The following is a 24710-nucleotide window of genomic DNA, read 5'->3' on the forward strand; positions in this document are numbered from 1 at the left end:
TACCCCTTCCCCGTTACGCCACCCGCCCCGTCCCCACCATGCGACACCAGTGCCGAGTCCCCCTGCTGGGACGCCCCGCCGACCAACGCAAAGCCATGCTGCGTGGTCTGACCACCCAGCTCATCCGTGAAGGCCGCGTCACCACCACCAAGGCCAGGGCCAAGGCCCTGCGTGACGAAGCCGAGCGCATGATCACCCTGGCCAAGGACGGCACCCTCGCCGCCCGCCGCCGCGCCATCGGCTACATCTACGACAAGCAGCTCGTTCACGCCCTGTTCGACAAGGCCCAGGACCGCTACGGCGATCGCCAGGGTGGCTACACCCGCATCATCCGTACGGTGCGCCGCCGTGGCGACAACGCCGAGATGGCCATCATCGAGCTGGTCTGAAAAGGATCGCCCTTTCGCTGCAGTACGAGGGCTCCTCGTTCCACGGCTGGCAGCGTCAGGCCAGCCACAGCAGCGTTCAGGAAACCCTGGAAGGGGCGATCGCTGCGCTCGATCCGCACCGGCCCGCCCAGACGGTGGCCGCGGGTCGCACCGACAGCGGCGTCCATGCCGCGGCCCAGGTGGTGCATTTCGATGCCTCTGGCCCCATCCCTGTGTCCCGTTGGGCGAAAGCCCTCAACGGCCGCCTGCCGCCCACGATCCGGGTGAGGGCCGCCGCCGAGGTCGCCTCCGACTGGCACGCCTGCTTCACCGCCACCTACCGGCGCTACCGCTACACGATCTTCAACGGCCGCACCCCCAACCTGTTCCTGGCCCCCTGGAGCTGGCATCGCTACCAGTGGCGCCTCGACGAGGCCCGCATGGCCCGCTGTCTGGAGGCTCTGCAGGGGGAACACGACTTCTCCGCCTTCCAGCGGGCGGGCAGCCGCCGCGCCCATGCCCGCACCACCGTTCAGGAGGTGCACATCGATCGCCAGGGAGATCTGCTGGTCGCCGAAGTGCAGGCCAGCGGCTTTCTATACGGAATGGTGCGCCTGCTGATGGGCCAGCTGGTGGCCGTGGGGGAGGGCCGCCTTGAGGCCGAGGAGTTCCTGCACCGCTGGCGCAGCGGCGCCCGCCATGCGGTCAAGGAGGCCGCCCCACCCCAGGGCCTTTGCCTGCTGCGGGTGGGCTACCCGACGGACATCTTCCCTGAGGCCGCCTGGTATGATTGTCAACCGCGATTTCTGTTGGAATCGCGCGATCCTCCCGCCGATCCGTTCATCGGCGTTCCGATCGGTTGAGCAGCTCTGCAGGGTGCCCCGTCCGGTGGTCCCACACAGAAAGCGTCTCGCCGAAATTCGCCGGATCCGGCGACACGGTAGGGTCGAATCTCCCTGTCCCGACCCATCCGGCTGCGATGGGCTCACCCCAAACCGGCCCGCCGGCGCGATGAACAAGACAACCCCACCCTCCATCGATTCGCTTGAGCGCCAGTGGTACCTGGTTGACGCAGCGGACCAGACCCTCGGCCGTCTCGCCAGTGAAGTGGCCCAGGTGCTGCGCGGCAAGAACAAGCCCACCTTCACGCCTCACCTCGACACCGGTGATTTCGTGGTGGTCATCAACGCCGACAAGGTGCGCGTCAGCGGCAACAAGGCCACCCAGAAGATTTACCGGCGCCATTCCGGCCGTCCCGGCGGCATGAAGACCGAAACCTTCGAGCATCTCCAGGCCCGTCTGCCGGAGCGCATCATCGAGAAGGCGATCAAGGGCATGCTTCCCCACAACGCCCTTGGCCGCCAGCTGTTCCGCAAGCTGAAGGTCTACAAGGGCGCCGAGCATCCCCACGCCGCCCAGCAGCCCCAGCCCCTCGCCCTCGATCCCGCCACCGCCGCCCAATGACCAGCACCTCCAACCGCGTCGTCTACTGGGGCACCGGCCGTCGCAAGACCGCCGTCGCCCGTGTGCGGGTCGTCCCCGGCAGCGGCAGCGTCACCATCAATGGCCGCCCCGGCGACAACTACCTCAACTACAACCCCGTCTACCTGGCGGCAGTGAAGGCCCCTCTGCAGACGCTCGGCCTGGAAGCCCAGTACGACCTGCTGGTCAACGTGCGCGGCGGTGGCCTCACCGGCCAGGCTGATGCCATCAAGCAGGGCGCGGCCCGCGCCCTCTGCGATCTGTCGCCTGACAACCGCAAGCCGCTCAAGATTGAAGGCCACCTGAGCCGCGACCCCCGGGCCAAGGAGCGCCGCAAGTACGGCCTCAAGAAAGCCCGCAAAGCTCCCCAGTTCTCCAAGCGCTGATTTCCGTCATGCCGAAAGCCGACATTCATCCCACCTGGTATCCGGACGCCAAGGTGATCTGCAACGGGGAGGTGGTCATGACCACCGGCTCCACCCATCCCGAACTCACCGTCGACGTGTGGAGCGGCAACCACCCCTTCTACACGGGCACCCAGAAGATCCTCGACACCGAAGGCCGGGTGGATCGCTTCATGCGCAAGTACGGCATGGGCAGCACCGATTCCGCCTCGGGTGCCAAGAAGGCCGCCAAGCCTGCCGAGGCGCCCGCCGCCGTCGACGCCGAGACCCCGGCAGCCACCGAAGCCTGACTCCGTCAGCCTGAGATCCTCAGACTCACACCGGCCGCCCGAATCGGACAGCTGATTCGGCCCGGTTGTTCCCCGGCCGGGTGCCTCCAGCACCCGGCTTTTTCCGTTTTGGGTGCCGCCCATGGATTCCGAGCTGCTGCAATCCCGGCTGGACACCGCCTGCCGCACCTTCCAGACCCTGGAGCGCCAGCTGGCCGACCCGGCGGTGGCCTCCGATCCGGCCCGCCTGCAGGCGATCGCCCGGGAGCGGGCGCGGTTGGAGCCCCTGGTCAACGATTACCAACGCCTGCGCAAGCTGGAGCAGGAGCGCGACGAGGCCCGCTCCCTGCTGAAGGCCCACCGTGATGATCCCGCCGCCGAGGAGCTGGTGACCATGGCCGCCGAGGAGCTGATCAGCCTGGAGGTCCTGATCACCGCCCTCAACGAACGGCTCACCCTCAGCCTGTTGCCCTCGGATCCCCGCGACGAGCGCAGCGTCATGCTGGAGATCCGTGCCGGTGCCGGCGGCGACGAGGCCAGCCTCTGGGCGGGCGACCTGGCCCGCATGTACGAACGCTATGCCCAGAGCCAGGGCTGGCAGGTTCAGCCCGTCAGCGCTTCAGAGGCCGACCTGGGCGGCTACAAGGAACTGATCCTCGCCATCCGCGGCGATGGGGTCTACAGCCAGCTGAAGTTCGAGGCGGGCGTGCACCGCGTGCAACGGGTCCCGGCCACCGAATCCCAGGGCCGGGTGCACACCTCCACCGCCACCGTGGCGGTGATGCCCGAGGCCGATCCGGTGGAGGTGCAGATCGATCCAGGGGATCTGGACATCAGCACGGCCCGCTCGGGCGGCGCCGGCGGCCAGAACGTCAACAAGGTGGAAACAGCTGTCGACCTGCTGCACAAACCCACCGGCATCCGGGTGTTCTGCACCCAGGAGCGCTCCCAGATGCAGAACCGGGAGCGGGCGATGGAGATCCTGCGGGCCAAGCTCTACGAGCGCCAGCTGGCGGAAGCGAATGCCGAGGAGCGCTCCGTGCGCCGTGCCCAGGTGGGCAGCGGCGACCGCAGCGAGAAGATCCGCACCTACAACGCCAAGGACAACCGGGTGACCGACCATCGGCTGGGACGCAACTTCTCCCTCGAGCCCGTGCTGGCCGGCCAGATCGAGGACCTGATCGGCGCCTGCATTGCCGAGGAGCAGCGCCAGGGTCTTGAGGCGCTTGCCCTCGAGGCCACCGGCACCGGTGGATGAGCCTCGGTGGATGAGCGCGGGGGGCGGATCAGGCGCCGATGACGTACTTGGCCCACTCCTGATGCTGGCCGGAGCGAATGCGCCGGTTGGCCTCGAAGCTCAGGCTGCCCAGGGGCCGGCGGGGCTCCCGGGCCAGGGGCATGCCCGCCTCCCTCGGTGTGCGGTTGCCCTTGCGCACGTTGCAGGGCAGGCAGGCGGTGGTGACGTTCTCCCAGACGTCGGTGCCGCCCCGGCTGCGGGGCACGACGTGGTCGATGGAGAGCGGCTCGCCACTGAAGCCGCAGTACTGGCAGGCGTGGCCATCGCGGTGGAAGACGTTGCGGCGCGTGAGCGGGAGCGGCTTGTAGGGCACCCGCACGAACTGACGCAGCCGGATCACCGTGGGCAGGAAATGGTCGGGGCGAATCGTCTTTTCAGGGTCGTGCTCCAACCCTTCGGCTTTCCCCTTGAGCAGCATCACCATGGCCCGGCGCCAGGTGGTGATGTTCAGCGGTTCGTAGGACGCATTCAGAACGAGTACGTGGCCCATTCCAGTCCGCTGGATACGCGGCATGCTAACGGGATTCCCATGAATTCCATGGTCCACCCCCTGCACCGGCGTCCATGACCAGCGCCTCGCTCGCCCCCACCAGCGCGACGGAGGAGACCCGGCAGTCGCGGCAGCGAGCCTGGGTGGAGGTGAATACCGCGGCCATCCAGGCCAACGTTCGCGCCCTGCAACGCCACATCGGACCGGCGACCCAGCTGATGGCCGTGGTCAAGGCCGACGCCTACGGCCACGGAGCCCTGCCGGTGGCCCGGGCCGTCCTGGAGGCGGGGGCGGCCTGTTTCGGCGTCGCCACCCTGGCGGAAGGGGTGCAGCTGCGTCGCGCCGGCATCTCCTCCCCGGTGCTGGTGCTGGGCAACCTCACCCAGCCGGAGGAGCTGCGCAGCTGCCTGCGCTGGCAGCTGATGCCGACGCTCAGCAGCATGCGGGAGGCCCTGCTCTGCCAGAACCTGGCCAGCGGCAGCGGCCGCACGATGGCCGTCCAGCTCAAGCTGGACACCGGCATGGCCCGCCTCGGCGCCGACTGGCAGGAAGGCCCCAGGCTGGTGGCGGCCCTGCGGGGCATGGAAGCCCTCGACCTGGCGGGGATCTATTCCCATCTGGCCTGCGCCGATGCCGCCCCGGAGGAAGACGACGGCCTCAGCGACCTGCAGCAACGGCGCTTCGAGAGCGTCCTCTCCAGCCTGAACGAACAGGGGCTGACGGCCGGCTGCCGGCACCTTGCCAACTCCGCCGGCACCCTGCGGGGGCACCGGCAGCATTTCGACCTGGTCCGGGTCGGCCTGGCCCTCTACGGCCAGCCGCCGGCGCCCCACCTGGCCGGCGTGGTGTCCCTGCGGCCAGCCCTGCAGATCCACGCCCGCGTCACCCTGCTGCGCCAAGTGGGGGCGGGGGTCGGCGTCAGCTACGGCCACCGCTTCCGCACCAGCCGGCCCAGCCTCCTGGCGGTGGTGTCGATCGGTTACGCCGACGGGGTGCCCCGCCAGCTCTCCAACCGCATGGACGTGCTCTTCGACGGCCGGCGCCTGCCCCAGGTGGGCGCCATCACCATGGACCAGCTGGTGATTGACGCCACCGAGGCCCCCCGGATCGAAGTGGGCAGCCTGGTCACCCTGCTGGGCGACCAGGGGGGGGAAAGCATCAGCCCCCTCGACTGGAGCGAGCGCTGCGGCACGATCCCCTGGGAGATCCTCTGCGGCTTCAAGCACCGCCTGCCGCGCCTGGCCGTGCCCCCGGAGTCCGAGGCCGCGACCGAGCCCTGATAAGCTCTCGTGGCCACTGGAGAGGTGGCTGAGTGGTTGAAAGCGGCTCCCTGCTAAGGAGTTACAGAGGGCAACTTCTGTCGAGGGTTCGAATCCCTCCCTCTCCGTTTCAGGCCCTTCCAGGGCCGTCCACGCCAGGTCCGCTCAGAGCCTGGCGAGGCCGCTCCGGCCGAGATAGGCCGCGAACACAAAGCAGAGGCCCGAATTGATCTGGCCCTGGTGGGCCAGGGTCCAGTGGCAGAGCCATTGGAGACGCGCCCGCCCCCAGGCCCCCGTGAGCACGAGCAACACGGGGGGCAGCAGGGAGGGCGCCAGGGTGATCAGGCTCACCAGCACCACGAGGGCCGCCAGGGGGCCGGTCGCCAGGTCGGAACGGGCCAGGTCCTGCAGGGCCGGCAGGTAGAGCACCAGGGACGTGAGGTTCCCCGCCATCAGGGCCACTCCCAGGGTGAAGGAGCGGGCCAGGGAGGCCCCGGCGGGGGCGGGAGCAGGGGACAGCGTGCCGCCATCGCGGTGCAGCGACCGGAAGCCGATGGCGAGCAGCACGGCCGCCAGGACCAGATGGACACCGGCGGACACCGGATCGGCGCCGGCCGCGGGGCGGTCCGGCAGGGATCCCCCCGACCCCAGTCCCACCGCCGCCCAGCCAGCCACCACCAGGGCATTGCCGGCGGCATAGGCCCAGCTCAGCTTCACGCCGGATCCCGGGGTGGTGAGGGTGCGCAACTGTCCCACCAGCAGCAACGGGCTCACCGCCGCCCCGAGGGCGAGCGGCAACACGTCGAACGGCGGGGCGGTCAAGGGGGCCTGAGCGCGAGGGCCGATCGTAGGCAGGCTCAGGCGTCCAGCAGGGCGGCGGCAATGGCCGGCAGCAGGGTGGCATCGGCGGCCCGGGCCCGTCCCTCACTGAACACCACCAGCAGCATCGGGGCCTTGCCCTCCACCTCCACGTAGGCGGCGTCATGGCGGGCCTGGCTCATCCAGCCGGCCTTGCTCCACAGCCGGGCCCCATCGGGCAGGCCGGCCCCGAGGAAGCCATCCACCTGGTTCTCGGGATCGGCGGCCCGCTCCTGGGGATCCAGCGAGCGTCGCAGCAGCGCCATCATGCGGCGGCAGGCCGGCGGGGACACCGCGGCTCCGGCCATCACTGCGTGCAGCAGGCGAGCCGTGAAATCGGTGCTGAGGCGGTTGCGGTTCTCCAGCTGGGAGCCGTAGAAGTCCCGCTCCCGGCCATAGGGGCCCTCCGCCCAGGTTTTCTGGCAGGCGTTCACCCCTACCACCTCGCTCCAGCCGAGGCGCGCCAGCCAGTCGTTGACCACCTGGCGCTGGCGGCACCAGGCCGCTGCCCGTCCGGGGGGCAGGGACGGGCCGCTGGTGGTGCCGGTGAGCAGATCCACCACCAGGCTGGTGGCGTCGTTGCCGGAGTCGCGCACCATGTCGGCCAGGGCCCGGCGCAGCTCCGGCCCCTCCTCGATCAGCTGGCGTTGCAGCCAGGCTTCGGCGGCCACCAGATACACCAGCTTCACCACGCTGGCGGGGTAACGCGGCCTCTCCCCCTCCCAACCGGCACCGGTCACGGCCTGGCCCCAGAAGGCCTCCTGGCCCAGGCCCTCGGCGGCGCCCACCAGGGAAGCCCCGTAACGGAGCCAGGTGATCGAAAGCTGCTCCCCCAGCCCCGGGCGCCCCTCCGCCTCCAGATGGCCAATGAGCTGGCGCAGGGTCTGGCCCATGGCCTGATCCGGGCTGTAGAACGCCATCAGCGACGGCACCTTGCGATGGCGACCTTAGGCACCCTGCCGGCGCCGGGCCGTACCTGGACCCTGAGCCGGCCGCTGCCGGCCTACAGCCGGTCGCAGGGCCCGGGCCTGGCCACCGAGATCCAGGCGGGCCGGCATCTGCGGGTGCTCGACAGCGCCGAGACCCGCCTGCGGGTGCGGCTGCACGAGGACGGCTACCCCTGCTGGGTGGAGGCGCTCGCCCTCGAGAGCCACGGCCACCCCGCCCCGCCGCCGCCGCTGCCCCGCCTCGACCGCGCCAGGATCGCCGCCCGCCTGGAGGCGGTGCTCGCCTTCGCCGAGGCTGCCCGTCACCAACCCAACCGCTACCTCTGGGGGGGCACCCTGGGCCCCGATTTCGACTGCTCGGGGCTGGTGCAGACCGCCTTCGCCCAGGCCGGCATCTGGCTGCCCCGGGATGCCTATCTGCAGGAGCGCTTCTGCCGTCCGGTGGCGGTGGCCAGCGGCGTCACCAGCCTGCTGCTGCCGGGGGATCTGCTCTTCTTCGGCACCCCGCGGCGCTGCACCCACGTGGCCCTGCACCTGGGCGGCGGCCGCTACCTGCACAGCTCCGGTCGCCAGCACGGCCGTGACGGCATCGGCATCGACGACCTCAATCCCCGCAACCGGGATCCGGTGGCCTGCCATTACCGGGCCGAACTGCGGGGCGCGGGGCGGGTGATGCACAGCCACGACGGCAGTCCCCTGCCTCCCTGAGCACAGGGGCCCGGGACCCGGGGCGGGTACCGTGCAGCCTGAGCTGGGAGGGGCCATGGCGGAGACCGCCAGCCTGTCGGTGGTGGTGCCCCTCTACAACGAGGAGGCCAGCGTGCCCCTGCTGGTGGAGAAGCTGCTGGCGTCCCTGAGGCCCCTGGGCCGGCCATTCGAGCTGGTGCTGGTGGATGACGGATCCAAGGACGGTACCCAGGCCGTGCTGCGGCACCTGGCCGGCCAGGTGCCGGAACTGGTGGCCGTGTTGTTGCGGCGTAACTACGGGCAGACGGCCGCCATGGCGGCCGGCTTCGATGCCAGCGGCGGTGGGGTGATCGTCACCCTCGACGGCGACCTCCAGAACGATCCCGCCGACATCCCGCTGCTGCTGGCCCGGCTGGAGCAGGACGACCTCGACCTGGTGAGCGGTTGGCGGCAGCAGCGCCAGGACGGGGCCCTCAACCGGCTGCTGCCCTCCCTGGTGGCCAACCGTCTGATCGCCCGGGTCACCGGGGTGCAGCTGCACGACTACGGCTGCTCCCTGAAGGCGTACCGGCGGGAGGTGGTCAGCGACATGAACCTGTACGGGGAACTGCACCGCTTCCTGCCGGCCCTGGCCTTCATCGAGGGCGCCCGTATCGGCGAGGTGAGGGTGTCCCACCAGGCCCGTCTCTACGGGCGCAGCAACTACGGCATCGACCGCACCTTCCGGGTGTTGATGGACCTGCTGACGGTGTGGTTCATGAAGCGGTTCCTGACGCGGCCGATGCATGTGTTCGGCTTCGCCGGCCTGCTGGCCCTGGGGGCGGGCCTGGCCATCGCCTTATGGCTGGTGGGCGAGAAGCTGCTGCTGGGGGCCGACATCGGCAACCGTCCCCTGTTGCTGATGGCCGTGCTGGCGATCCTCAGCGGGGTGCAGCTGTTCAGTTTCGGGTTGCTGGCGGAACTGCAGATGCGCACCTACCACGAGAGCCAGGGCCGACCGATCTACCGGGTGCGGGCCACGCTGCGCGGCAGCGCCGGCTGAACTTTTATGTCGCCCCCCGCTCCCCTGAGAAGCCAGACAGGAAGGGGTCCTTACAGTACCGGCGGTTCCTATTGGCCCAAGCCATGACTGGTGAATTTGCCGTTGCCTGGATGCCGTCCGTGATGGTTCCCCTGGTGGGAATCCTCGGCGCAGCGGTGGCCATGGCCCTGCTGTTCAACGTGATCGAGGCGACCGACTGACGACCGGCCCAGGCCGCAGCGTCACTCGCCTCCCCTTCCGACGACCCCCTGATCCGCCCCCCATGACCGTGACCCCCGTCGCCGACCCAACCGTCGGCAATCTGGCCACCCCCGTTAACAGCAGCTATTTCACCAAGGCCTTTCTGAACGCCCTGCCGGCGTATCGGCCCTCCCTCTCCCCCAACCGTCGTGGTCTTGAGGTGGGCATGGCCCACGGCTACTTCCTCTACGGGCCCTTCGCCTACACCGGCCCCCTGCGTGCCACCGAGTTCGCCAGCACCGCCGGCCTGCTCGCCGCCATCGGCCTGGTGTCGATCCTGACCATCTGTCTGTCGATTTACGGCACCGCCGGCAGCGGCCCCAGCGTCCAGCCCGCTGACGCCACCATCGACAACCCTCCCGCCGACCTGTTCACCAAAGCCGGCTGGGCGGAATTCGCCAGCGGCTTCTGGTTGGGTGGCTGCGGTGGCGCCGCCTTCGCCTGGTTCCTCTGCAGCACCGCCATCCAATCGCCGCTGGCCAACATCGCCGGTGGCGTCTGGAGCGTCGGCTGATCCAGCCCTGCCCCACCGGATGCCTTCAAAACCCTGCCTCGGCAGGGTTTTTTATTGGCCCTGAAGTGGAGAGTTCAGGCTCTTCGGAGAGTCATTCCGACTGAATGTCGCCTCTGGAGCCAGCGCCACGACTGGAAGAATGACCGGCACGCGGACGTGGCTGATGCCGCAATCGACGTGAGGCGGATTCCATTGTCAACGGCCTGAGAACCATGCCGAACTGCATAGGCGGTTGAGCACGCAGAACTTGTTGGAGAGCGTGATTTGCAACCACAACGACCATGCCGGTGGTCCCAGAGAGCTGCTTGGATGCAGCAACCAACCCCCATCAACCGACCGCACCAGTGACCTGAATCATCGGACCTGATCCATCAACGACAAGCCAAGACAAGAAAAAACCCCCGGTGGTCACCGGGGGTATGGAGGTCCCTCGAAGATTCGAGAAGGGGCAAAGAACAGGTCCGGGAGCCGAGGCTCAGCCGAACTTGCCTGACGTGGACGCGATCAGGAAGGCCGCGTACGTAAGGATGTAGCCGATCGTGAAGTGGGCGAGACCCACCACACGGGCCTGAACGATCGAGAGAGCGACGGGCTTGTCGCGCCAGCCCACCAGGTTGGCGAGGGGCGTGCGCTGATGCGCCCAGACGATGGTTTCGATCAGCTCCTGCCAGTAACCCCGCCAGGAGATCAGGAACATGAAGCCGGTGGCCCACACCAGGTGACCGAAGAGGAACATCCAGGCCCAGACGGCCAGGTTGTTGGATCCCATCGGGTTGTACCCGTTGATCAGCTGGGAGCTGTTGAGCCACAGATAGTCCCGGAACCAGCCCATGAGATAGGTGCTGGATTCGTTGAACTGGGCCACGTTGCCCTGCCAGATGGCGAGGTGCTTCCAGTGCCAGTAGAAGGTGACCCAACCCACGGTGTTCAGGGCCCAGAAGACGGCCAGATAGAAGGCGTCCCAGGCCGAGATGTCGCAGGTGCCGCCACGGCCGGGGCCGTCGCAGGGGAAGGAGTAGCCGAAGTCCTTCTTGTCGGGCATCAGCTTGGAACCCCGGGCATCCAGGGCCCCCTTCACCAGGATCAGGGTGGTGGTGTGCAGACCCAGGGCGATGGCGTGGTGGACCAGGAAGTCACCAGGGCCGATCTGCAGGAACAGGGAGTTGTTGCCTGCATTGATGGCATCCAGCCAACCCGGCAGCCAGACGGCGCCGTTGTTGGGCCACGCCGTCGAGGCGATGCTGTCCGAGTTGGCCAGCAGGATATCCATGCCGTAGAGGGCTTTGCCGCTCGAGGCCTGGACGAACTGGGCGAACACCGGCTCGATCAGGATCTGCTTCTCGGGGGTGCCGAAGGCGACCACCACGTCGTTGTGGACGTAGAGACCCAGGGTGTGGAAGCCGAGAAACAGGGAGACCCAGCTGAGATGGCTGATGATGGCTTCCTTGTGCTCGAGCATCCGGGCAAGAACGTTGTCCTTGTTGGCTTCCGGGTCGTAGTCGCGGATGAAGAAGATCGCACCGTGGGCGAAGGCCCCGCACATCAGGAAGATGGCGATGTACTGGTGGTGGGTGTAGAGGGCCGCCTGGGTGGTGTAGTCCTTGGCGATGAACGCATAGGACGGCAGCGCGTACATGTGCTGCGCCACCAGGCTGGTCACAACTCCCAAGGCCGCCAGGGCCAGGCCCAGCTGGAAGTGCAGGGAGTTGTTGACGGTGTCGTAGAGGCCCTTGTGGCCTGCGCCCAGGGCTCCACCAAAGGGAGTGCCCTTCGGCGGGTTGTGGGCTTCGAGGATCTCGCGGATCGAGTGGCCGATACCGAAGTTGGTCCGGTACATGTGGCCGGCGATCACGAAGATGCAGCCGATGGCCAGGTGGTGGTGGGCGATGTCCGTGAGCCACAGCGCTTCGGTCTGGGGGTGGAAACCACCCAGGAAGGTGAGGATCGCGGTGCCTGCTCCATCCGAGGTACCGAACACCTGATTGGCGGTGTCGGGGTTCTGGGCATAGACGCCCCAGTTGCCGGTGAAGAACGGAGCCAGACCGGCGGGGTGAGGCGAGACCGAGAGGAAGTTGTCCCACCCGACGTGCTGTCCCCTGGATTCGGGGATGGCGACGTGGACCAGGTGACCGGTCCAGGCGATGGAACTGAAGCCGAACAGCACAGCCAGGTGATGGTTGAGCCGCGATTCAGCGTTCTTGAACCAGGCCAGGGAAGGCAGGAACTTGGGCTGGAGATGGAGCCAGCCGGCGAACAGGGCCCATGCCGACAGGATCAGCATGAAGATGGAACCCTGATAGAGCTCCATGTTGGTCGTCATGCCGATCGTGTACCACCAGTGGTACAGACCGGAATAGGCGATGTTCACCGGGGAGGAAGCGCCCGCCTGGGTGAAGGCGTCAATGGCGCCCTGCCCGAAGTGGGGATCCCAGATCGCATGAGCGATGGGACGTACATGCAGCGGATCGGCGACCCACTGCTCGAAGTTGCCCTGCCAGGCGATATGGAACAGGTTTCCCGAAACCCAGAGGCCGATGATCGCCAGGTGACCGAAGTGGGTGGAGAACAGCTTTTGGTAAAGCCGCTCCTCCGTCATTCCGTCATGGCTCTCGAAGTCGTGAGCCGTGGCGATGCCGTACCAGATACGGCGGGTTGTCGGGTCCTGTGCCAGACCCCGGCTGAACGAAGGAAATTTCGTTGCCATTGGGAAAGGTCAGGTGGAGGTCAGCCGACCGCGATGAGTCGGGACAGGAAGAAGGCCCAGGTTGTCGCGATACCGCCCAGCAGATAGTGGGCGACACCGACGGCACGGCCTTGGGTGATGGAAAGCGCCCGCGGTTGGATGGCGGGAGCCACCTTCAGCTTGTTGTGAGCCCAGACGATGGACTCGATCAGTTCCTGCCAGTAGCCGCGGCCACTGAAGAGGAACATGAGGCTGAAGGCCCAGACGAAGTGGGCACCCAGGAACATCAGACCGTAGGCACTGGAGGACGAGCCGTAGCTGTTCAGCACCTGAGCGGCCTGGGCCCACAGGAAGTCCCGGAGCCAACCATTGATGGTGATGGCGCCTTGGGCGAAGTTGCCGTTGGTGATGTGCTGGACGGTGCCGTCGGCATTGACGGTGCCCCACACGTCGCTCTGCATCTTCCAGCTGAAGTGGAAGATGACGATCGACAGGGAGTTGTACATCCAGAACAGGCCGAGGAACACGTGGTCCCAGGCCGACACCTGACAGGTACCGCCACGGCCGGGGCCGTCGCAGGGGAAGCGGAAGCCCAGGTTCGCCTTGTCGGGGACGAGGCGGGAGCTGCGCGCATACAACACACCCTTCAGAAGGATCAGCACGGTGACGTGGATCGTGAAGGCATGGATGTGGTGGACCATGAAGTCGGCCGTTCCCAGGGGGATCGGCGCGGCGGCCACCTTGCCGCCAACGGCCACGATGGTGCCGTTGAACACTTCGCTCACACCGGCCAGCGCGTTGGGAGCGGTGGTGCCGGCGGCAGCGGCGTGCAGACCCTGGATCCATTGCGCGAAGACGGGCTTCAGCTGGATCGCGGTGTCACTAAACATGTCCTGGGGACGTCCCAGGGCACTCATGGTGTCGTTGTGGATGTAGAGGCCGAAGCTGTGGAAGCCCAGGAAAATGCACACCCAGTTGAGGTGGCTGATCAGGGCGTCACGGGCTTTCAGCACCCGATCCAGCACGTTGTCGATGTTCTTGGCCGGGTCATAGTCGCGGATGAGTGCGATGGCCGAGTGGGCACCGGCTCCGACGATGAAGAAGCCGCCGATCCACATGTGGTGAGTGAACAGCGACAGCTGGGTCGGGTAGTCGATACCGATGTAGGGATACGGCGGCATCGCATACATGTGGTGCGCCACGATGATCGTGAGCGAACCCAAGAGTGCGAGGTTCAGACCCAGCTGGGCGTGCCAGGAGGTGGTCAGGAATTCGTAGAGCCCATCGTGACCTTTGGGCGCGGGGAACAGCAGGGGATCGCCCTTCTGGCCCTCGAGAATTTCCTTGATGCTGTGGCCGATGCCCCAGTTGGTGCGATACATGTGGCCAGCCACGATGAACAGCACCGCGATCGCCAGATGGTGATGGGCGATGTCGGTCATCCAGAGGCTGCCGGTCACAGGATTCAGACCACCCTTGAAGGTGAGGAAATCGCTGTAGGCGGCCCAGTTGCCGGTGAAGAAGGCGGAGATCCCCGCGCCGAAGCCGGGGAACAACTGGGTCAGCAGATCCTGGTTGAGAAACTCGTGGGGGAGCGGGATGTCGGCCACCGAAGCGATGGTCTTGCCGTTCAACACCAGCGGGCTGCCGGCGTCGATGGCATCCATCAACTGGGTGGTGGGCAGCGACACGTGCAGCAGGTGGCCTGTCCAGGACAGGGACCCGAGCCCGAGCAGGCCGGCCAGGTGGTGGTTGAGCATGGACTCAACGTTCTGGAACCATTCCAGCTTCGGCGCTGCCTTGTGGTAGTGGAAGACACCGGCGTTGAGCATCAGGCCGGCCATCACCAGGGCACCGATGGCGGTGCACAGGAGCTGGAACTCACTGGTGAAACCCCAGGCTCTCCACACGTGGAAGAGGCCGGAGGTGATCTGGATGCCGTGGAAGCCGGCACCCACATCGCCATTGAGAATTTCCTGGCCGAAGATCGGCCAGACCACCTGGGCACTGGGTTTGACGTGCAGGGGGTCGGCCAGCCAGCCGGTGTAGTTGGAGAAGCGGGCTCCGTGATAGAAGGCGCCGCTCAACCAGATGAAAATGACGGCCAGATGGCCGAAGTGAGCGCTGAAGATCTTCCGGGAGACCTCTTCAAGATCGCTCGTGTGGCTGTCGAAATCGTGAGCGTTGGCGTGGAGGTTCCAAACCCAGGTGGTGGTTTTGGGACCTTTGGCGAGGGAGCGATCGAAGTGCCCGGGCTTGCCGAGAACATCGAAGTCGACAGGAACGGGGTTCCGGTCAACCATGTCCTTCGCCGTTTTCCCACGCTCTGGTGGGCTGATGGTCATCGAGACGTTCCTCGAGGGACGGGGTCGAGGTGGAGGTCCACCCCTTCGACGGACGCCGGAGACAGGTCATGCGACCGTCCCGGCCCCATCGGTGGGCCCCATGACCGGGAAGACCCGACCATGGGCACCAGTCGTGAGGTGAGGGAAATCCCTTGCCACGACTGGGGCTTTGGGCCCCGAAAGGGGACCGCTGGCGGAAGTATAGGGGTCGAAAACAAGGCGAATCGGCCGCCAGTTACAAAGGTTTAATCCCAGCGGTTCCAAGGCTGCGACAGCGGTCTGACCGCATGTTGTCAACAACGTAACAATCAGAAAATCCGTGGGTTTTTATAACCGCTTGCTGCATTGTTCGGCCATTTCGACAGCTGATCTGCCCCGTTCGGGCCCCGAAGCAGAATGGCGCCACGGTTGAGGCAGCCCGCGTGAGCGACAGGGGTCAGAGGCAAGGAAACGCAGGGCGAGGGGCCGGGAGGTCCTGTCTCTGGGCCGGCCTGCTGACGATGGTTCTGCTGCTGGCGCTGAGCGTGGCACCGCCGGCCGCCCTGGCGTTCAACCTGCCGGGCCGCCGCACGCCGGCTACGGACACCACTCCCCTGGCGGTGGGGCGTTCCAGCCAGCAGGAGGTGGCGCCACCCCTGGCGGTGCAGCAGCTGCAGGAGGCCCTGGACGGGCGGCGGCCCCGGCTGGAGATCCTCTCCCCCGCCGACGGTGCCCTGCTGCCGGCCGGTCCCTGGACCCTGCGGTTGAAGGTGGAGGACTGGCCCCTGGTGGACGCCGGCCGCCTCGGCCTCGGCCCGCACGTGGTGGTGCAGCTGGATGGGGATCCCCCCCTGCCGCTCACAGACACCAGCACCACCATGCGGCCTCTGGAGCCGGGCAGCCATCGGCTCACCGTCTATGCCGCCAGGCCCTGGGGCGAGGCGGTGAAGGGCCCCGGGGCCCAGCGCCAGATCCGGCTTCACAGGGTCGCGGCCAACCCCTTGAGCCAACCTGCCCCTGGCAGTCCCCAGCTGATCGCCGTCAGCCCCCGGGGGACGGCGTCCGGCACGCCCCTGCTGCTCGACTGGCTGTTGTTGGACGCCCCCCTGCAGAACCTGCGCAGCGGTGACGCCAGCTGGCGGCTGCGCGTCAGCCTCAACGGCGACAGCGTCCTGCTGGATCAACAGACGCCCCTGTGGCTGGAGGGCTGGCGCAGCGGCAGCAATGCGATTCAGCTCGACCTGCTCGATGGGCTCGGCGAGCCGCTCAACCCACCGTTCAACAGCCTGGTATCGGAAGTGATCCTGGAGGCCGGCGCCGAAGCCCCCCGCTGGCAAGGGGGCCGACTGCAGCCCGCTGAGCTGGCCATCCTGCTGGGCGAGGCCCCACCGCCTGCCGCGCCGGATCCGGAGCCGGAGACCGAGCCCATGCCCGAACCAGAGCCAGAACCAGAGACGACGCAGGAATCAGCCCCCGACGTGGAGACCGAGGCCCTGACCGATGCTGGGCAAGATGCCGCAACCGGGCTGGGAACCGAGGTCCAGACGGAGGGCGAGAACCCGGCCGAGATCGAGACTGCGCCTGCGGACCGTCCCAACCCATCGGTGCCCTCAGCCAGTGCTGAGCTGGCCGAGCCCCCCCTGGATGGGAGCGTGGAGCCGTGACCGTCAGCCAACGCGCCATCATCGGCCTCGGCTTCGGGCCGACGGCCACACCGATGCTGCAACAGCTCACCCAGGCCGGCCTGCTGCAGACCGTGCGCGGCCCGGAGGATGCGGCGGCGGCCGTCTGGCTGGCGGAGCACTGGGGGACCGCCGAAGCGGTGGTGGCTGTCGGGGCCTGCGGCTTGGTGACCCGGCTGATCGCCCCCCTGATTGCTGACAAAGACAGCGATCCGGCCGTGCTGGTGGTGGATCCCCAGGGCCGTTTCGTCGTGCCGCTGCTGGGGGGCCATGCCGCCGGTGGCGATCGGCTCAGCCAGGCGATCGCCGCCCTGATCGGCGGCGAGGCCGTGCTCACCGGCGCCAGCGCCGCCCGAGGCCGGCTGCCCCTGGATGCCTTCGGCCAGGCCTGGGGATGGCGCCGGGGCGAGGGCGACTGGCGCGGCCTGATGGTGGGGGCGGCCCGCGGCGACCAGATCAGCCTGCGGCAGGAGAGCGGCAATACCCTCTGGCAGTCGCTGGAGGCCGCCGGCAGCGCAGAGGCGGCCGGCCCGGCGGCTCTGGTGATCAGCCCCCACGGTGGCGACGGCTGCCGCTGGCATCCCCCCGGCCTGTGGCTGGGCGTCGGCTGCGAGCGGAACACGAGCCTGGCGGTGCTGGAACGCCTCGTGGCAGAGGGGCTGGCGCAGCAGGGGCTGGCCCCCGAGGCCGTGGCCGGCCTGGCCAGCATCGATCGCAAGGGGGATGAGCCGGCTCTGCTGGCCCTGGCAGAGCAGCGGGGCTGGCCCCTGCGCCTCTACGACGCCCCCACCCTGGCGGGGGTGACCGTCCCCCATCCCTCCGAGGCGGTGGCCAGGGAGATGGGCACGCCGAGCGTGGCCGAGGCCGCCGCCCTCCAGGCGGCGGCCCAGGCGGGGGGGCCGGCCCGCCTGCTGGTGGAGAAGCGGATCGGACGCGCCGGGGCCGGGGAGCGGGGTGCCGCCACCCTGGCGGTGGCCCTGGCCGGACGCCAATGGGCGCCGCAGCGGGGAAGTCTGCAGTTGGTGGGAAGTGGTCCGGGTGCGATCGCCCTGCTCAGTGGCGAAGCCCGCCAGGCGTTGGCCACCACGACGGTGTGGGTGGGCTACGGGCTCTACCTCGACCTGCTTGAACCGCTCAGGCGACCCGACCAGCTGCGCCGCGAGGGCCGCCTGACCGAAGAGACGGCCCGTTGCGCCGAGGCCCTCGACCTGGCCCGACAGGGCCTCGACGTGGCGCTGATCTCCTCAGGAGACAGCGGCATCTACGGCATGGCAGGACTGGCCCTGGAGCTCTGGCTGCAGCTTCCGGTCCTCGACCGCCCCGCCTTCACGGTGCACCCGGGACTGTCGGCCCTGCAGCTGGCCGCCGCCCGGGCCGGCGCGCCGCTGATGCACGATTTCTGCACGATCAGCCTCAGCGACCGCCTCACCCCCTGGGAGGTGATCGAACGGAGGTTGAAGGGCGCCGCCAGCGGCGATTTCGTGGTGGCCCTCTACAACCCCCGTTCCCTGGGCAGGCCCTGGCAGCTGGGCCGGGCCATCGAACTGCTGGGCGAGGGCCGACCGGCCACCACGCCGGTGCTGCTGGCCCGTCAGCTGGGGCGGGCCGAAGAGACGCTCAGCCTGCACACCCTGGGTTCTCTGCCCCAGGACCAGGTGGACATGCTCACCCTGGTCCTGATCGGCAACAGCTCCACCCGTGTCCAGGACGGCCGCATGGTCACCCCCCGGGGCTACCCGGGGGCGGCTCTGGCCTGAGGGGAGGCGTCAAAAAAATCGGGATGACAGGATTCGAACCTGCGGCCCCTTCGTCCCGAACGAAGTGCGCTACCAAGCTGCGCCACATCCCGATAGCGAGACTTTAAGGGATGGAGCGCAGCGACAGCCCTGCCTACAGTCCGCCCAGCCCAGCGATGCCCGTGACCATCAGCGACCCCCGGCCCGCCCCGGCCAAGCCCCCCTGGTTGCGGGTCAAGGCGCCGCAGCGGGAGCGGATCGGGGCGGTGGCGGACCTGCTGGTCGACCTCAAGCTCAACACGGTCTGCCAGGAGGCCAGCTGCCCGAACATCGGCGAGTGCTTCGCCGGCGGCACCGCCACCTTCCTGATCATGGGGCCGGGCTGCACCCGGGCCTGTCCCTACTGCGACATCGACTTCGACCGCAGCGTGCGGTCGCTGGATCCCACCGAGCCCGAGCGACTGGGGGAAGCGGTGCGGCGCCTGGGCCTGAGCCATGTGGTGATCACCTCGGTCAACCGGGACGACCTGGCCGATGGCGGCGCCAGCCAGTTCGTCGCCTGCATCGAGGCCGTGCGCCGCAACGCGCCCCTGACCACGATCGAGGTGCTGCTGCCGGATCTCTGCGGCACCTGGGAGGCTCTGGCGGTGGTGATGGCGGCGGCACCGGAGGTGCTCAACCACAACATCGAAACCGTGCCCCGGCTCTACCGGCAGGTGCGGCCCCAGGGGGTGTACGAACGCTCGCTGGAGCTGCTGCGCCGGGTGCGGGACGGCTGGCCGCGCACTTACACCAAATCAGGGTTGATGGTGGGCCTGGGGGAAAACGATGCCGAGGTGCAGGGGGTGATGGCCGATCTGCGCGCCCACGCCGTCGACATCGTCACGATCGGCCAGTACCTCTCCCCCGGTCCCAAACACCTGCCGGTGCAGCGCTTCGTCTCCCCTGACGTGTTCGAAGACTTCCGCCGCCATGGCGAAACCGACCTCGGCTTCCTGCAGGTGGTGAGCAGTCCGCTCACCAGAAGCAGCTACCACGCCGGCGAGGTACGGCGCCTGATGCGCGAGCACCCCCGCTGATCAGAACAGAACCGGACACGATGCAGGATTGGGACGTCGCAGCCCCCTGGTCCGGTCATGAGCAAACTCGCCTCCCTCGGCCTGCTGATGGGCCTGCTCGCACCAGGGGAGCCTGCCCTGGCCGTGCCGCACGTCTATTCGGATGTGGTGCTGGGGGTGAACGACCTGATGGCCTGCGTGGACAACGCCAAGAGGGTGGCCAGCAAGAACGGCTTCAGCGACGATGTCCAGGTGCTCGGCACCGGTGAGAACCGCTCCGTGTACGCCGACCACACCAGCCTTCCGATGGCCCTCTCGATCAGCTGCAGCACAAAGCTGAGTGCCGCGTCGATCGCCGTCGCCGGCATGAACAACGACGACACCTTCGCCGCGTTCAAGAAGGTCTACGACGACTTCTGAGCCTGACCTGCAGGCCCGACTCAGGCCGCCACCGCTTGCCGTTGGGCCAGACCCACGGCGGCCTTCTCGCTGGGGGGCACCAGCACCTGGAAGCGCCCCTTCCAGGTGGGCCAGTCGGCCAGGATCGCCGCCGCCCTGGTGCTGCCGGTGGCCTGCAGGTGGTCCTCCAGCAGGGGCCGCAGCAGCGCTTCCTGCTCGGGGGTGGTGAGGGGCACCAGCTCCACCGACTCCGGATTGAGGCGGGCCGCCAGGCCACCGCTCTCATCGAGCAGGAAGGCCACGCCGCCGGTCATGCCGGCGGCCACGTTGCGGCCGGTGCCGCCCAGGACCACCACCACGCCGCCTGTCATGTACTCGCAGCAGTGGTCGCCAACCCCCTCCACCACGGTGCGTGCACCGCTGTTGCGCACGGCAAAGCGTTCACCGGCCCGGCCGAGGGCGAACAGCTCGCCGCCCGTGGCGCCGTACAGACAGGTGTTGCCGAGGATCACCTGGTCACCGGGATCGGTGACACCGGCCGGAGGCACCACCGTGATGCGGCCGCCGTTGATGCCTTTGCCCACGTAATCGTTGGCCTCCCCCACCAGGCGCAGGTCCATGCCCTGGAGCACGAAGGCACCGAAGCTCTGCCCGGCCGCGCCGTGGAAGGTGAGGGCCAGGCCCCCCTGGAACCCGGTGTTGCCGTGCAGGGCAGCAATCTCGCCGCTCAGGCGGGCGCCCACGCTGCGGTCGGTGTTGACGATCGGCAGCTGACGCACCACATGGCCGTGGGCGTCGATCGCCGCGCGCACCTCCGGATCGGCGAGCAAGGCATCCTCAAGCACCGGGCCGTTGTCGTGGGCGACGTCGTCGTGGCGCAGCCAGGAGCGGTCGGCGGCCGCAGGAATCGGATCGAGCAGGCAGGAGAGATCCAGGGCACCGGTCTTGGTGAGGTGGACGTCGCGATGCGCCAGCAGATCGGTGCGGCCAATCAGGTCCTCAAGGCGAGCCACGCCGAGCACGCTGAGCAGCTGGCGCACTTCCTCGGCCACGAAGACGAAGAAATTGACGACGTGCTCAGGCAGGCCGGTGAAGCGCTTGCGCAGGGCTTCCTTCTGGGTGGCGACCCCCACCGGGCAATTGTTGGTGTGGCAGACGCGGGCCATGATGCAGCCCTCGGCGATCATGGCCACGGAGCCGAAGCCGTACTCCTCGGCCCCCAGCAGGGCGGCGATCAGCACGTCCCAGCCGCTCTTGAGACCCCCATCGGCCCGCAGCAGCACCCGGTCCCGCAGGCCGTTCTCCAGCAGGCTGCGGTGCACTTCCGTCAGACCCAGCTCCCAGGGGCTGCCGGCATGCTTGATCGAACTCAGCGGCGAGGCTCCGGTGCCACCGTCGTGGCCGGAGATCTGGATCACGTCGGCGTTGGCCTTGGCCACCCCGGCGGCGATCGTGCCGATGCCGATCTCGGCCACCAGCTTCACCGAGACCCGGGCGGCGGGATTCACCTGGTGCAGGTCGTGGATCAGCTGGGCCAGATCCTCGATCGAATAGATGTCGTGGTGGGGCGGCGGTGAGATCAGCGCCACGCCCGGCTTGCTGTTGCGCAGCCAGGCGATGTAGGCGTCCACCTTGGGGCCAGGCAGCTGCCCGCCTTCGCCGGGCTTGGCGCCCTGGGCCACCTTGATCTCCAGCTGGCGGCCGCTGCGCAGGTAGGCCGGGGTGACGCCGAAACGCCCTGAGGCGATCTGCTTGATGGCGGAGCAGGCGCTGTCGCCGTTCTGCAGTCCGCGCAAGCTGGGGAGGGTGGGCGAATGGCCCTCGCCGTCGACGTCGTGGAGGGGGTGGTAGCGGGCCGGATCCTCGCCGCCTTCGCCGCAGTTGCTCTTGCCGCCGATGCGGTTCATCGCCACCGCCAGTACCTCGTGGGCCTCCCGGGAGAGGGCCCCCAGGCTCATGCCACCGGTGCAGAAGCGGCTGCAGATGCTCTCGACACTCTCCACCTGCTCGATCGGCAGAGGCACCGCAGCCGGCCTGAGCTCGAGCAGGTCCCGCAGGGCCGTCACCGGCCGGTTTTCCAGCAGGGTGCGGTAGGTGGAGAAATGGTCGTAGCCGGGGCCCGCCGCCACAGCGGCGTGCAGGGCCTTGGACATGTCCGGATTGTTGAGGTGGAACTCCCCACCGGTGCGGTACTGCACAAAGCCCATGAACTCCAGCTTGGTGCGGTGCAGCTCCGGGTAGGCCTTGGCATGGAACGCCAGGGTCTCGCTGGCCAGGTCGTGCAGGCTGAGGCCGGCCACCCGGCTGGTGGTGCCGGTGAAGGCCAGATCGATGAGATCGGCGCCGATGCCGATGGCCTCGAAGATCTGGGCGCCGTGGTAGCTGGCGAGCAGGGAGATGCCGATCTTGGAGAGGATCTTGCGCAACCCCTCCTCGAGGGCCTTGCGCACATTGGCCTGGGCCTTATCGGCGTCGAGGGGAGGCAGTTTGCCCCGTTCGATCATCGACTGGGTGCGGGGGTGGGCCAGCCAGTGGCGGGTGGTCTCCCAGGTGAGCCACGGGCAGACGGCACTGGCGCCATAGCCGATCAGGCAGGCCAGGTGGTGGGTGCTCCAGCACTGGGCGGTGTCCACCACCAGGGAGCACTGCAGGCGCAGGCCGAGCCGCAGCAGGTGGTGGTGCACAGCGCCAACCCCCAGCAAGGGAGGAATGGCCGTGGTGCCGGCGGTGATGCCGCCGCCTGTGCGGTCGGAGAGCACCAGGATCTGGGTACCGCTGCGCACAGCCGCCTCCGCCTCGAAGCAGAGACGGTGCAGGGCCTGCTCCAGTCCGTCGGGGCCGCTGGCCAGCGACAGGAGCGTGGAGAGGGTCGTGAGCCCGAGGCCGAAGGAGCCGAGGTCCTGCAGTTCGGCTTCGTTGAGCACCGGGGACGTGAGGTGCAGCACGGCGGCGCCGGAGGCGTCCGGCCGCAGGGCTGAACCGCGCCGGCCGAGGTGCATCTCCAGGCTCATGACCAGCTTCTCGCGCAGCGGGTCGATGGGGGGGTTGGTGACCTGGGCGAAGCGCTGCTTGAAGTAGTCGTAGAGGAGGTGGGGCTTCGAGGAGAGCACCGCTAGGGGGATGTCATCCCCCATGCAATAGGTGGGTTCCTTGCCCTGGCCGGCCATGTCCTCGATCACCAGATCCAGGTCCTCGGCCGTGAAGCCATGGGCGGTCTGCTGCTGCAGGAGCTCCAGGTCGCCCAGGGAGTGTTGCGTCTGCCAGACGCCGGGGGGGAGGCTGCGGCGATGGTCGAGCAGCCAGCCGGCGTAGGGCAGCCGCGCCGCGGTCTCCTCTTTCACATCCCAGTTGCGCAGCAGCCGGTGCTGCTCCAGATCCACGGCCAGCATCTGACCGGGGCCGAGGCGCCCTTTCTCGATGATGCGGGATTCTTCCAGCTCCACCACGCCCGTCTCCGAGCCCATCACCACGTAGCCGTCGCTGGTGATGCAATAGCGGGCTGGACGCAGGCCGTTGCGATCGAGGGTGGCCCCCACCATGCGGCCGTCACTGAACACCAGCAGGGCGGGGCCGTCCCAGGGCTCCTGCAGGCAGGCGCTGTATTCGTAGAACGCCTTGATCGCCGGCCGCTCATCGAGCTCGGGCTGGTCGCGAAAGGCTTCCGGCACCAGGGTGAGCAGGCTGTCGGTGATCGGCCGACCGCTGCGCACCATCAGTTCGAGGGTGGCGTCGAGGTTGGCCGAATCGCTGAAGGCAGCGTTGACCAGGGGCCGCAGGTCACGGGCGGCGTCGCCCCACACGGCCTCGAGATGGGATTCAGCAGCCCTGGCCCAGTTGATGTTGCCCAGCAGCGTGTTGATCTCGCCGTTGTGGCCCAGCAGGCGCATCGGCTGGGCCAGGGGCCAGCGGGGCAGCGTGTTGGTGCTGAAGCGACGGTGGTACACCGCGAAGGCGACGCTGAAGCGTTCGTCCCGCAGGTCGGCGTAGAAGGCATCGAGCACCTCCGAACGCACCATGCCCTTGTAAACGACAGTGCGGCCGCTGATCGAGGCGAAATAGAGGTCGGTGGTGTCGGCGCCCCACACCTCCCGCACCCGATCGACGGCGCGGCGCCGCAGGCGGAACAGCAGCGATTCGAGCGCATCCACATCAGCCATGACGCCGGGCACGGCATCGGGGGCGGCCAGCAGCCACTGCTCGATGGCGGGGGCGTTCTCCCGGGCCAGGGGCCCGAGCACCTCGGGGACGATGGGGACCTCCCGCCAGCCGAGGCTCAGCAGTCCGAGGCGCTCAGCCTCCTCGTCGCAGATCCGGCGGGCCTGGTCGCGCCGTTCTTCGTCGGCGGGCAGGAACAGCATCCCCAGTCCCCGCACCATTGCGGTGGAGGCGGCGGCCGCCGGCCAGACGGCCTCCAGATAGCTCCAGGGGATCGCGGTGAGCAGCCCGGCTCCATCACCGGAATCACCATCCCCGCCGCAGCCGCCCCGGTGCTCCATGCAACGCAGGCCGCGCAGGGCCTGCTGCAGCACCCAGTGGTTGGGCACCCCATCGAGGTGGGCCAGGAAGCCGACACCGCACGCGTCCGTTTCTCCAGGGCCTGGGGACGAGCTGTCGCGATGGGGCCAGAGCGGAGCGGAGGAGGACATAGGCCGGGTTGGTGCTGCTGAAACGGAGCTGGAGATGGCTTGAAAGCAACAAGCCTAAAGAGGCCGGTCAGGAAGGGCCCGCCGGGGAGCTGCCGTGTCACCCGTGCAGCAGCCGTGTCCGCGACGACAGGGCGAGCTGCGAATCCTAGGCAGCCGCCCCTGCCCCAAAGCAGCGGGACTAACTTTTTCTATGCAGCGGCAGGACCCCAATCCATGGCCAGGACCCTTCCGATCACCCTGGCGCTGCTGTCCCTGCTCGGAGCCCCACCGGTCACCAGGGCCGCCGCGCCACCGATGCCGCCGGCCCTGCCGGACGTCGCACCCC

General features: G+C 68.3%; 21 protein-coding genes and 2 tRNA genes. 16 read left to right on the forward strand and 7 right to left on the reverse strand.

The features are described 5' to 3' along the window. The first annotated feature begins 38 nt into the window (after nt 1-38). The 6 genes from rplQ to prfA all read left to right on the forward strand — a co-directional run bounded on the left by rplQ (nt 39) and on the right by prfA (nt 3781). The gene (gene rplQ / locus VB739_RS08735; RefSeq protein ID WP_015109423.1) at nt 39-389 is read left to right on the forward strand and encodes a 50S ribosomal protein L17; all 351 of its coding nucleotides are present in this window, start codon (nt 39-41) and stop codon (nt 387-389) included. Further along, a complete protein-coding gene (gene truA / locus VB739_RS08740; protein WP_323356714.1) occupies nt 386-1231 on the forward strand; it encodes a tRNA pseudouridine(38-40) synthase TruA in 846 nt (281 codons plus the stop codon). Before rplQ ends, truA begins: the two co-directional genes overlap by 4 nt. A gap of 148 nt (nt 1232-1379) precedes the next feature. Beyond that, on the forward strand, nt 1380-1832 hold the full coding sequence (rplM, locus tag VB739_RS08745) for a 50S ribosomal protein L13 (protein ID WP_216910414.1): 453 nt from the start codon (nt 1380-1382) through the stop codon (nt 1830-1832). Then, nucleotides 1829-2236 carry a 30S ribosomal protein S9 gene (rpsI, locus tag VB739_RS08750; protein WP_015109426.1) on the forward strand — a complete coding sequence of 136 codons (408 nt, stop codon included), beginning with the start codon at nt 1829-1831 and terminating at the stop codon, nt 2234-2236. The genes rplM and rpsI overlap by 4 nt, the downstream gene beginning before the upstream one ends. Before the next feature lie 8 nt (nt 2237-2244). Next, nucleotides 2245-2544, forward strand: a complete 300-nt coding sequence (gene rpmE, locus VB739_RS08755) for a 50S ribosomal protein L31 (RefSeq protein WP_323356698.1) — start codon at nt 2245-2247, stop codon at nt 2542-2544. Nucleotides 2545-2665: 121 nt separating this feature from the next. Continuing rightward, nucleotides 2666-3781, forward strand: coding sequence for a peptide chain release factor 1 (prfA, locus tag VB739_RS08760; protein ID WP_323356699.1), 1116 nt, complete (start codon nt 2666-2668; stop codon nt 3779-3781). 28 nt (nt 3782-3809) lie between these two features. Here prfA and VB739_RS08765 read toward each other — a convergent pair whose 3' ends face one another. Beyond that, on the reverse strand, nt 3810-4310 hold the full coding sequence (locus tag VB739_RS08765; protein WP_323356700.1) for an HNH endonuclease: 501 nt from the start codon (nt 4308-4310) through the stop codon (nt 3810-3812). A gap of 74 nt (nt 4311-4384) precedes the next feature. Between VB739_RS08765 and alr the strand changes: the two genes are divergently transcribed. Beyond that, a complete protein-coding gene (gene alr / locus VB739_RS08770) occupies nt 4385-5590 on the forward strand; it encodes an alanine racemase (protein ID WP_323356701.1) in 1206 nt (401 codons plus the stop codon). Nucleotides 5591-5608: 18 nt separating this feature from the next. Beyond that, nucleotides 5609-5697 (forward strand) — tRNA-Ser (locus VB739_RS08775). A gap of 37 nt (nt 5698-5734) precedes the next feature. On the opposite strand, the gene VB739_RS08780 is transcribed toward VB739_RS08775, so the two are convergent. Beyond that, nucleotides 5735-6391 carry a GAP family protein gene (locus VB739_RS08780; protein WP_323356702.1) on the reverse strand — a complete coding sequence of 219 codons (657 nt, stop codon included), beginning with the start codon at nt 6389-6391 and terminating at the stop codon, nt 5735-5737. Between the two features lie 35 nt (nt 6392-6426). Next, nucleotides 6427-7347, reverse strand: a complete 921-nt coding sequence (locus tag VB739_RS08785) for a serine hydrolase (RefSeq protein ID WP_323356703.1) — start codon at nt 7345-7347, stop codon at nt 6427-6429. Between the two features lie 18 nt (nt 7348-7365). Between VB739_RS08785 and VB739_RS08790 the strand changes: the two genes are divergently transcribed. The 4 genes from VB739_RS08790 (at nt 7366) to VB739_RS08805 (ending at nt 9857) form a co-directional block, all read left to right on the forward strand. Next, nucleotides 7366-8082, forward strand: coding sequence for a C40 family peptidase (locus tag VB739_RS08790; protein WP_323356704.1), 717 nt, complete (start codon nt 7366-7368; stop codon nt 8080-8082). A gap of 55 nt (nt 8083-8137) precedes the next feature. Beyond that, a complete protein-coding gene (locus tag VB739_RS08795; RefSeq protein ID WP_323356705.1) occupies nt 8138-9103 on the forward strand; it encodes a glycosyltransferase family 2 protein in 966 nt (321 codons plus the stop codon). An 83-nt stretch (nt 9104-9186) separates the two neighbouring features. Beyond that, on the forward strand, nt 9187-9303 hold the full coding sequence (locus VB739_RS08800) for a photosystem I reaction center subunit VIII (RefSeq protein ID WP_015109434.1): 117 nt from the start codon (nt 9187-9189) through the stop codon (nt 9301-9303). A gap of 62 nt (nt 9304-9365) precedes the next feature. After that, nucleotides 9366-9857, forward strand: a complete 492-nt coding sequence (locus tag VB739_RS08805; protein ID WP_323356706.1) for a photosystem I reaction center subunit XI — start codon at nt 9366-9368, stop codon at nt 9855-9857. Between the two features lie 475 nt (nt 9858-10332). On the opposite strand, the gene psaB is transcribed toward VB739_RS08805, so the two are convergent. After that, nucleotides 10333-12561, reverse strand: a complete 2229-nt coding sequence (psaB, locus tag VB739_RS08810; protein WP_323356707.1) for a photosystem I core protein PsaB — start codon at nt 12559-12561, stop codon at nt 10333-10335. Nucleotides 12562-12581: 20 nt separating this feature from the next. Continuing rightward, nucleotides 12582-14885: a photosystem I core protein PsaA gene (gene psaA, locus VB739_RS08815; RefSeq protein ID WP_323356708.1), complete on the reverse strand. Its 2304-nt coding sequence runs from the start codon at nt 14883-14885 to the stop codon at nt 12582-12584. Between the two features lie 500 nt (nt 14886-15385). Here psaA and VB739_RS08820 point away from each other — a divergent pair, with 500 nt between their 5' ends. Both VB739_RS08820 and cobJ read left to right on the forward strand, forming a co-directional pair. Then, entirely contained in the window at nt 15386-16528 is a 1143-nt protein-coding gene (locus VB739_RS08820) for a hypothetical protein (RefSeq protein WP_323356709.1), read from the forward strand. A 53-nt stretch (nt 16529-16581) separates the two neighbouring features. Next, a complete protein-coding gene (cobJ, locus tag VB739_RS08825; protein WP_323356715.1) occupies nt 16582-18303 on the forward strand; it encodes a precorrin-3B C(17)-methyltransferase in 1722 nt (573 codons plus the stop codon). Between the two features lie 18 nt (nt 18304-18321). Here cobJ and VB739_RS08830 read toward each other — a convergent pair. Next, nucleotides 18322-18395 (reverse strand) — tRNA-Pro (locus VB739_RS08830). Between the two features lie 63 nt (nt 18396-18458). On the opposite strand from VB739_RS08830, the gene lipA reads away from it, so the two are divergent. Together lipA and VB739_RS08840 are read left to right on the forward strand one after the other, a co-directional pair. Then, the gene (lipA, locus tag VB739_RS08835; RefSeq protein ID WP_323356710.1) at nt 18459-19361 is read left to right on the forward strand and encodes a lipoyl synthase; all 903 of its coding nucleotides are present in this window, start codon (nt 18459-18461) and stop codon (nt 19359-19361) included. A gap of 57 nt (nt 19362-19418) precedes the next feature. Continuing rightward, nucleotides 19419-19760 carry a hypothetical protein gene (locus VB739_RS08840; protein ID WP_323356711.1) on the forward strand — a complete coding sequence of 114 codons (342 nt, stop codon included), beginning with the start codon at nt 19419-19421 and terminating at the stop codon, nt 19758-19760. A gap of 20 nt (nt 19761-19780) precedes the next feature. Here VB739_RS08840 and gltB read toward each other — a convergent pair whose 3' ends face one another. Next, nucleotides 19781-24385 (reverse strand): glutamate synthase large subunit, encoded by a 4605-nt coding sequence (gene gltB, locus VB739_RS08845; protein ID WP_323356712.1) that lies wholly within the window; start codon nt 24383-24385, stop codon nt 19781-19783. Nucleotides 24386-24710 lie beyond the last annotated feature (325 nt).

The sequence above is a fragment of the Cyanobium gracile UHCC 0281 genome, from assembly GCF_034931305.1.
GTDB classification, from domain to species: domain Bacteria; phylum Cyanobacteriota; class Cyanobacteriia; order PCC-6307; family Cyanobiaceae; genus Cyanobium; species Cyanobium gracile_A.

Bases quoted from the DNA above. Each gene is read 5' to 3' on its own strand.
- rpsI (WP_015109426.1), top strand. From the start codon at position 1,829: ATGACCAGCACCTCCAACCGCGTCGTCTACTGGGGCACCGGCCGTCGC.
- gltB (WP_323356712.1), bottom strand. From the start codon at position 24,385: ATGTCCTCCTCCGCTCCGCTCTGGCCCCATCGCGACAGCTCGTCCCCA.
- VB739_RS08840 (WP_323356711.1), top strand. From the start codon at position 19,419: ATGAGCAAACTCGCCTCCCTCGGCCTGCTGATGGGCCTGCTCGCACCA.
- VB739_RS08790 (WP_323356704.1), top strand. From the start codon at position 7,366: ATGGCGACCTTAGGCACCCTGCCGGCGCCGGGCCGTACCTGGACCCTG.
- psaA (WP_323356708.1), bottom strand. From the start codon at position 14,885: ATGACCATCAGCCCACCAGAGCGTGGGAAAACGGCGAAGGACATGGTT.
- VB739_RS08820 (WP_323356709.1), top strand. From the start codon at position 15,386: ATGGTTCTGCTGCTGGCGCTGAGCGTGGCACCGCCGGCCGCCCTGGCG.
- prfA (WP_323356699.1), top strand. From the start codon at position 2,666: ATGGATTCCGAGCTGCTGCAATCCCGGCTGGACACCGCCTGCCGCACC.
- lipA (WP_323356710.1), top strand. From the start codon at position 18,459: ATGCCCGTGACCATCAGCGACCCCCGGCCCGCCCCGGCCAAGCCCCCC.
- rpmE (WP_323356698.1), top strand. From the start codon at position 2,245: ATGCCGAAAGCCGACATTCATCCCACCTGGTATCCGGACGCCAAGGTG.
- VB739_RS08765 (WP_323356700.1), bottom strand. From the start codon at position 4,310: ATGGGCCACGTACTCGTTCTGAATGCGTCCTACGAACCGCTGAACATC.
- VB739_RS08795 (WP_323356705.1), top strand. From the start codon at position 8,138: ATGGCGGAGACCGCCAGCCTGTCGGTGGTGGTGCCCCTCTACAACGAG.
- psaB (WP_323356707.1), bottom strand. From the start codon at position 12,561: ATGGCAACGAAATTTCCTTCGTTCAGCCGGGGTCTGGCACAGGACCCG.
- alr (WP_323356701.1), top strand. From the start codon at position 4,385: ATGACCAGCGCCTCGCTCGCCCCCACCAGCGCGACGGAGGAGACCCGG.
- rplM (WP_216910414.1), top strand. From the start codon at position 1,380: ATGAACAAGACAACCCCACCCTCCATCGATTCGCTTGAGCGCCAGTGG.
- VB739_RS08800 (WP_015109434.1), top strand. From the start codon at position 9,187: ATGACTGGTGAATTTGCCGTTGCCTGGATGCCGTCCGTGATGGTTCCC.
- VB739_RS08805 (WP_323356706.1), top strand. From the start codon at position 9,366: ATGACCGTGACCCCCGTCGCCGACCCAACCGTCGGCAATCTGGCCACC.
- VB739_RS08785 (WP_323356703.1), bottom strand. From the start codon at position 7,347: ATGGCGTTCTACAGCCCGGATCAGGCCATGGGCCAGACCCTGCGCCAG.
- rplQ (WP_015109423.1), top strand. From the start codon at position 39: ATGCGACACCAGTGCCGAGTCCCCCTGCTGGGACGCCCCGCCGACCAA.
- cobJ (WP_323356715.1), top strand. From the start codon at position 16,582: ATGCTGCAACAGCTCACCCAGGCCGGCCTGCTGCAGACCGTGCGCGGC.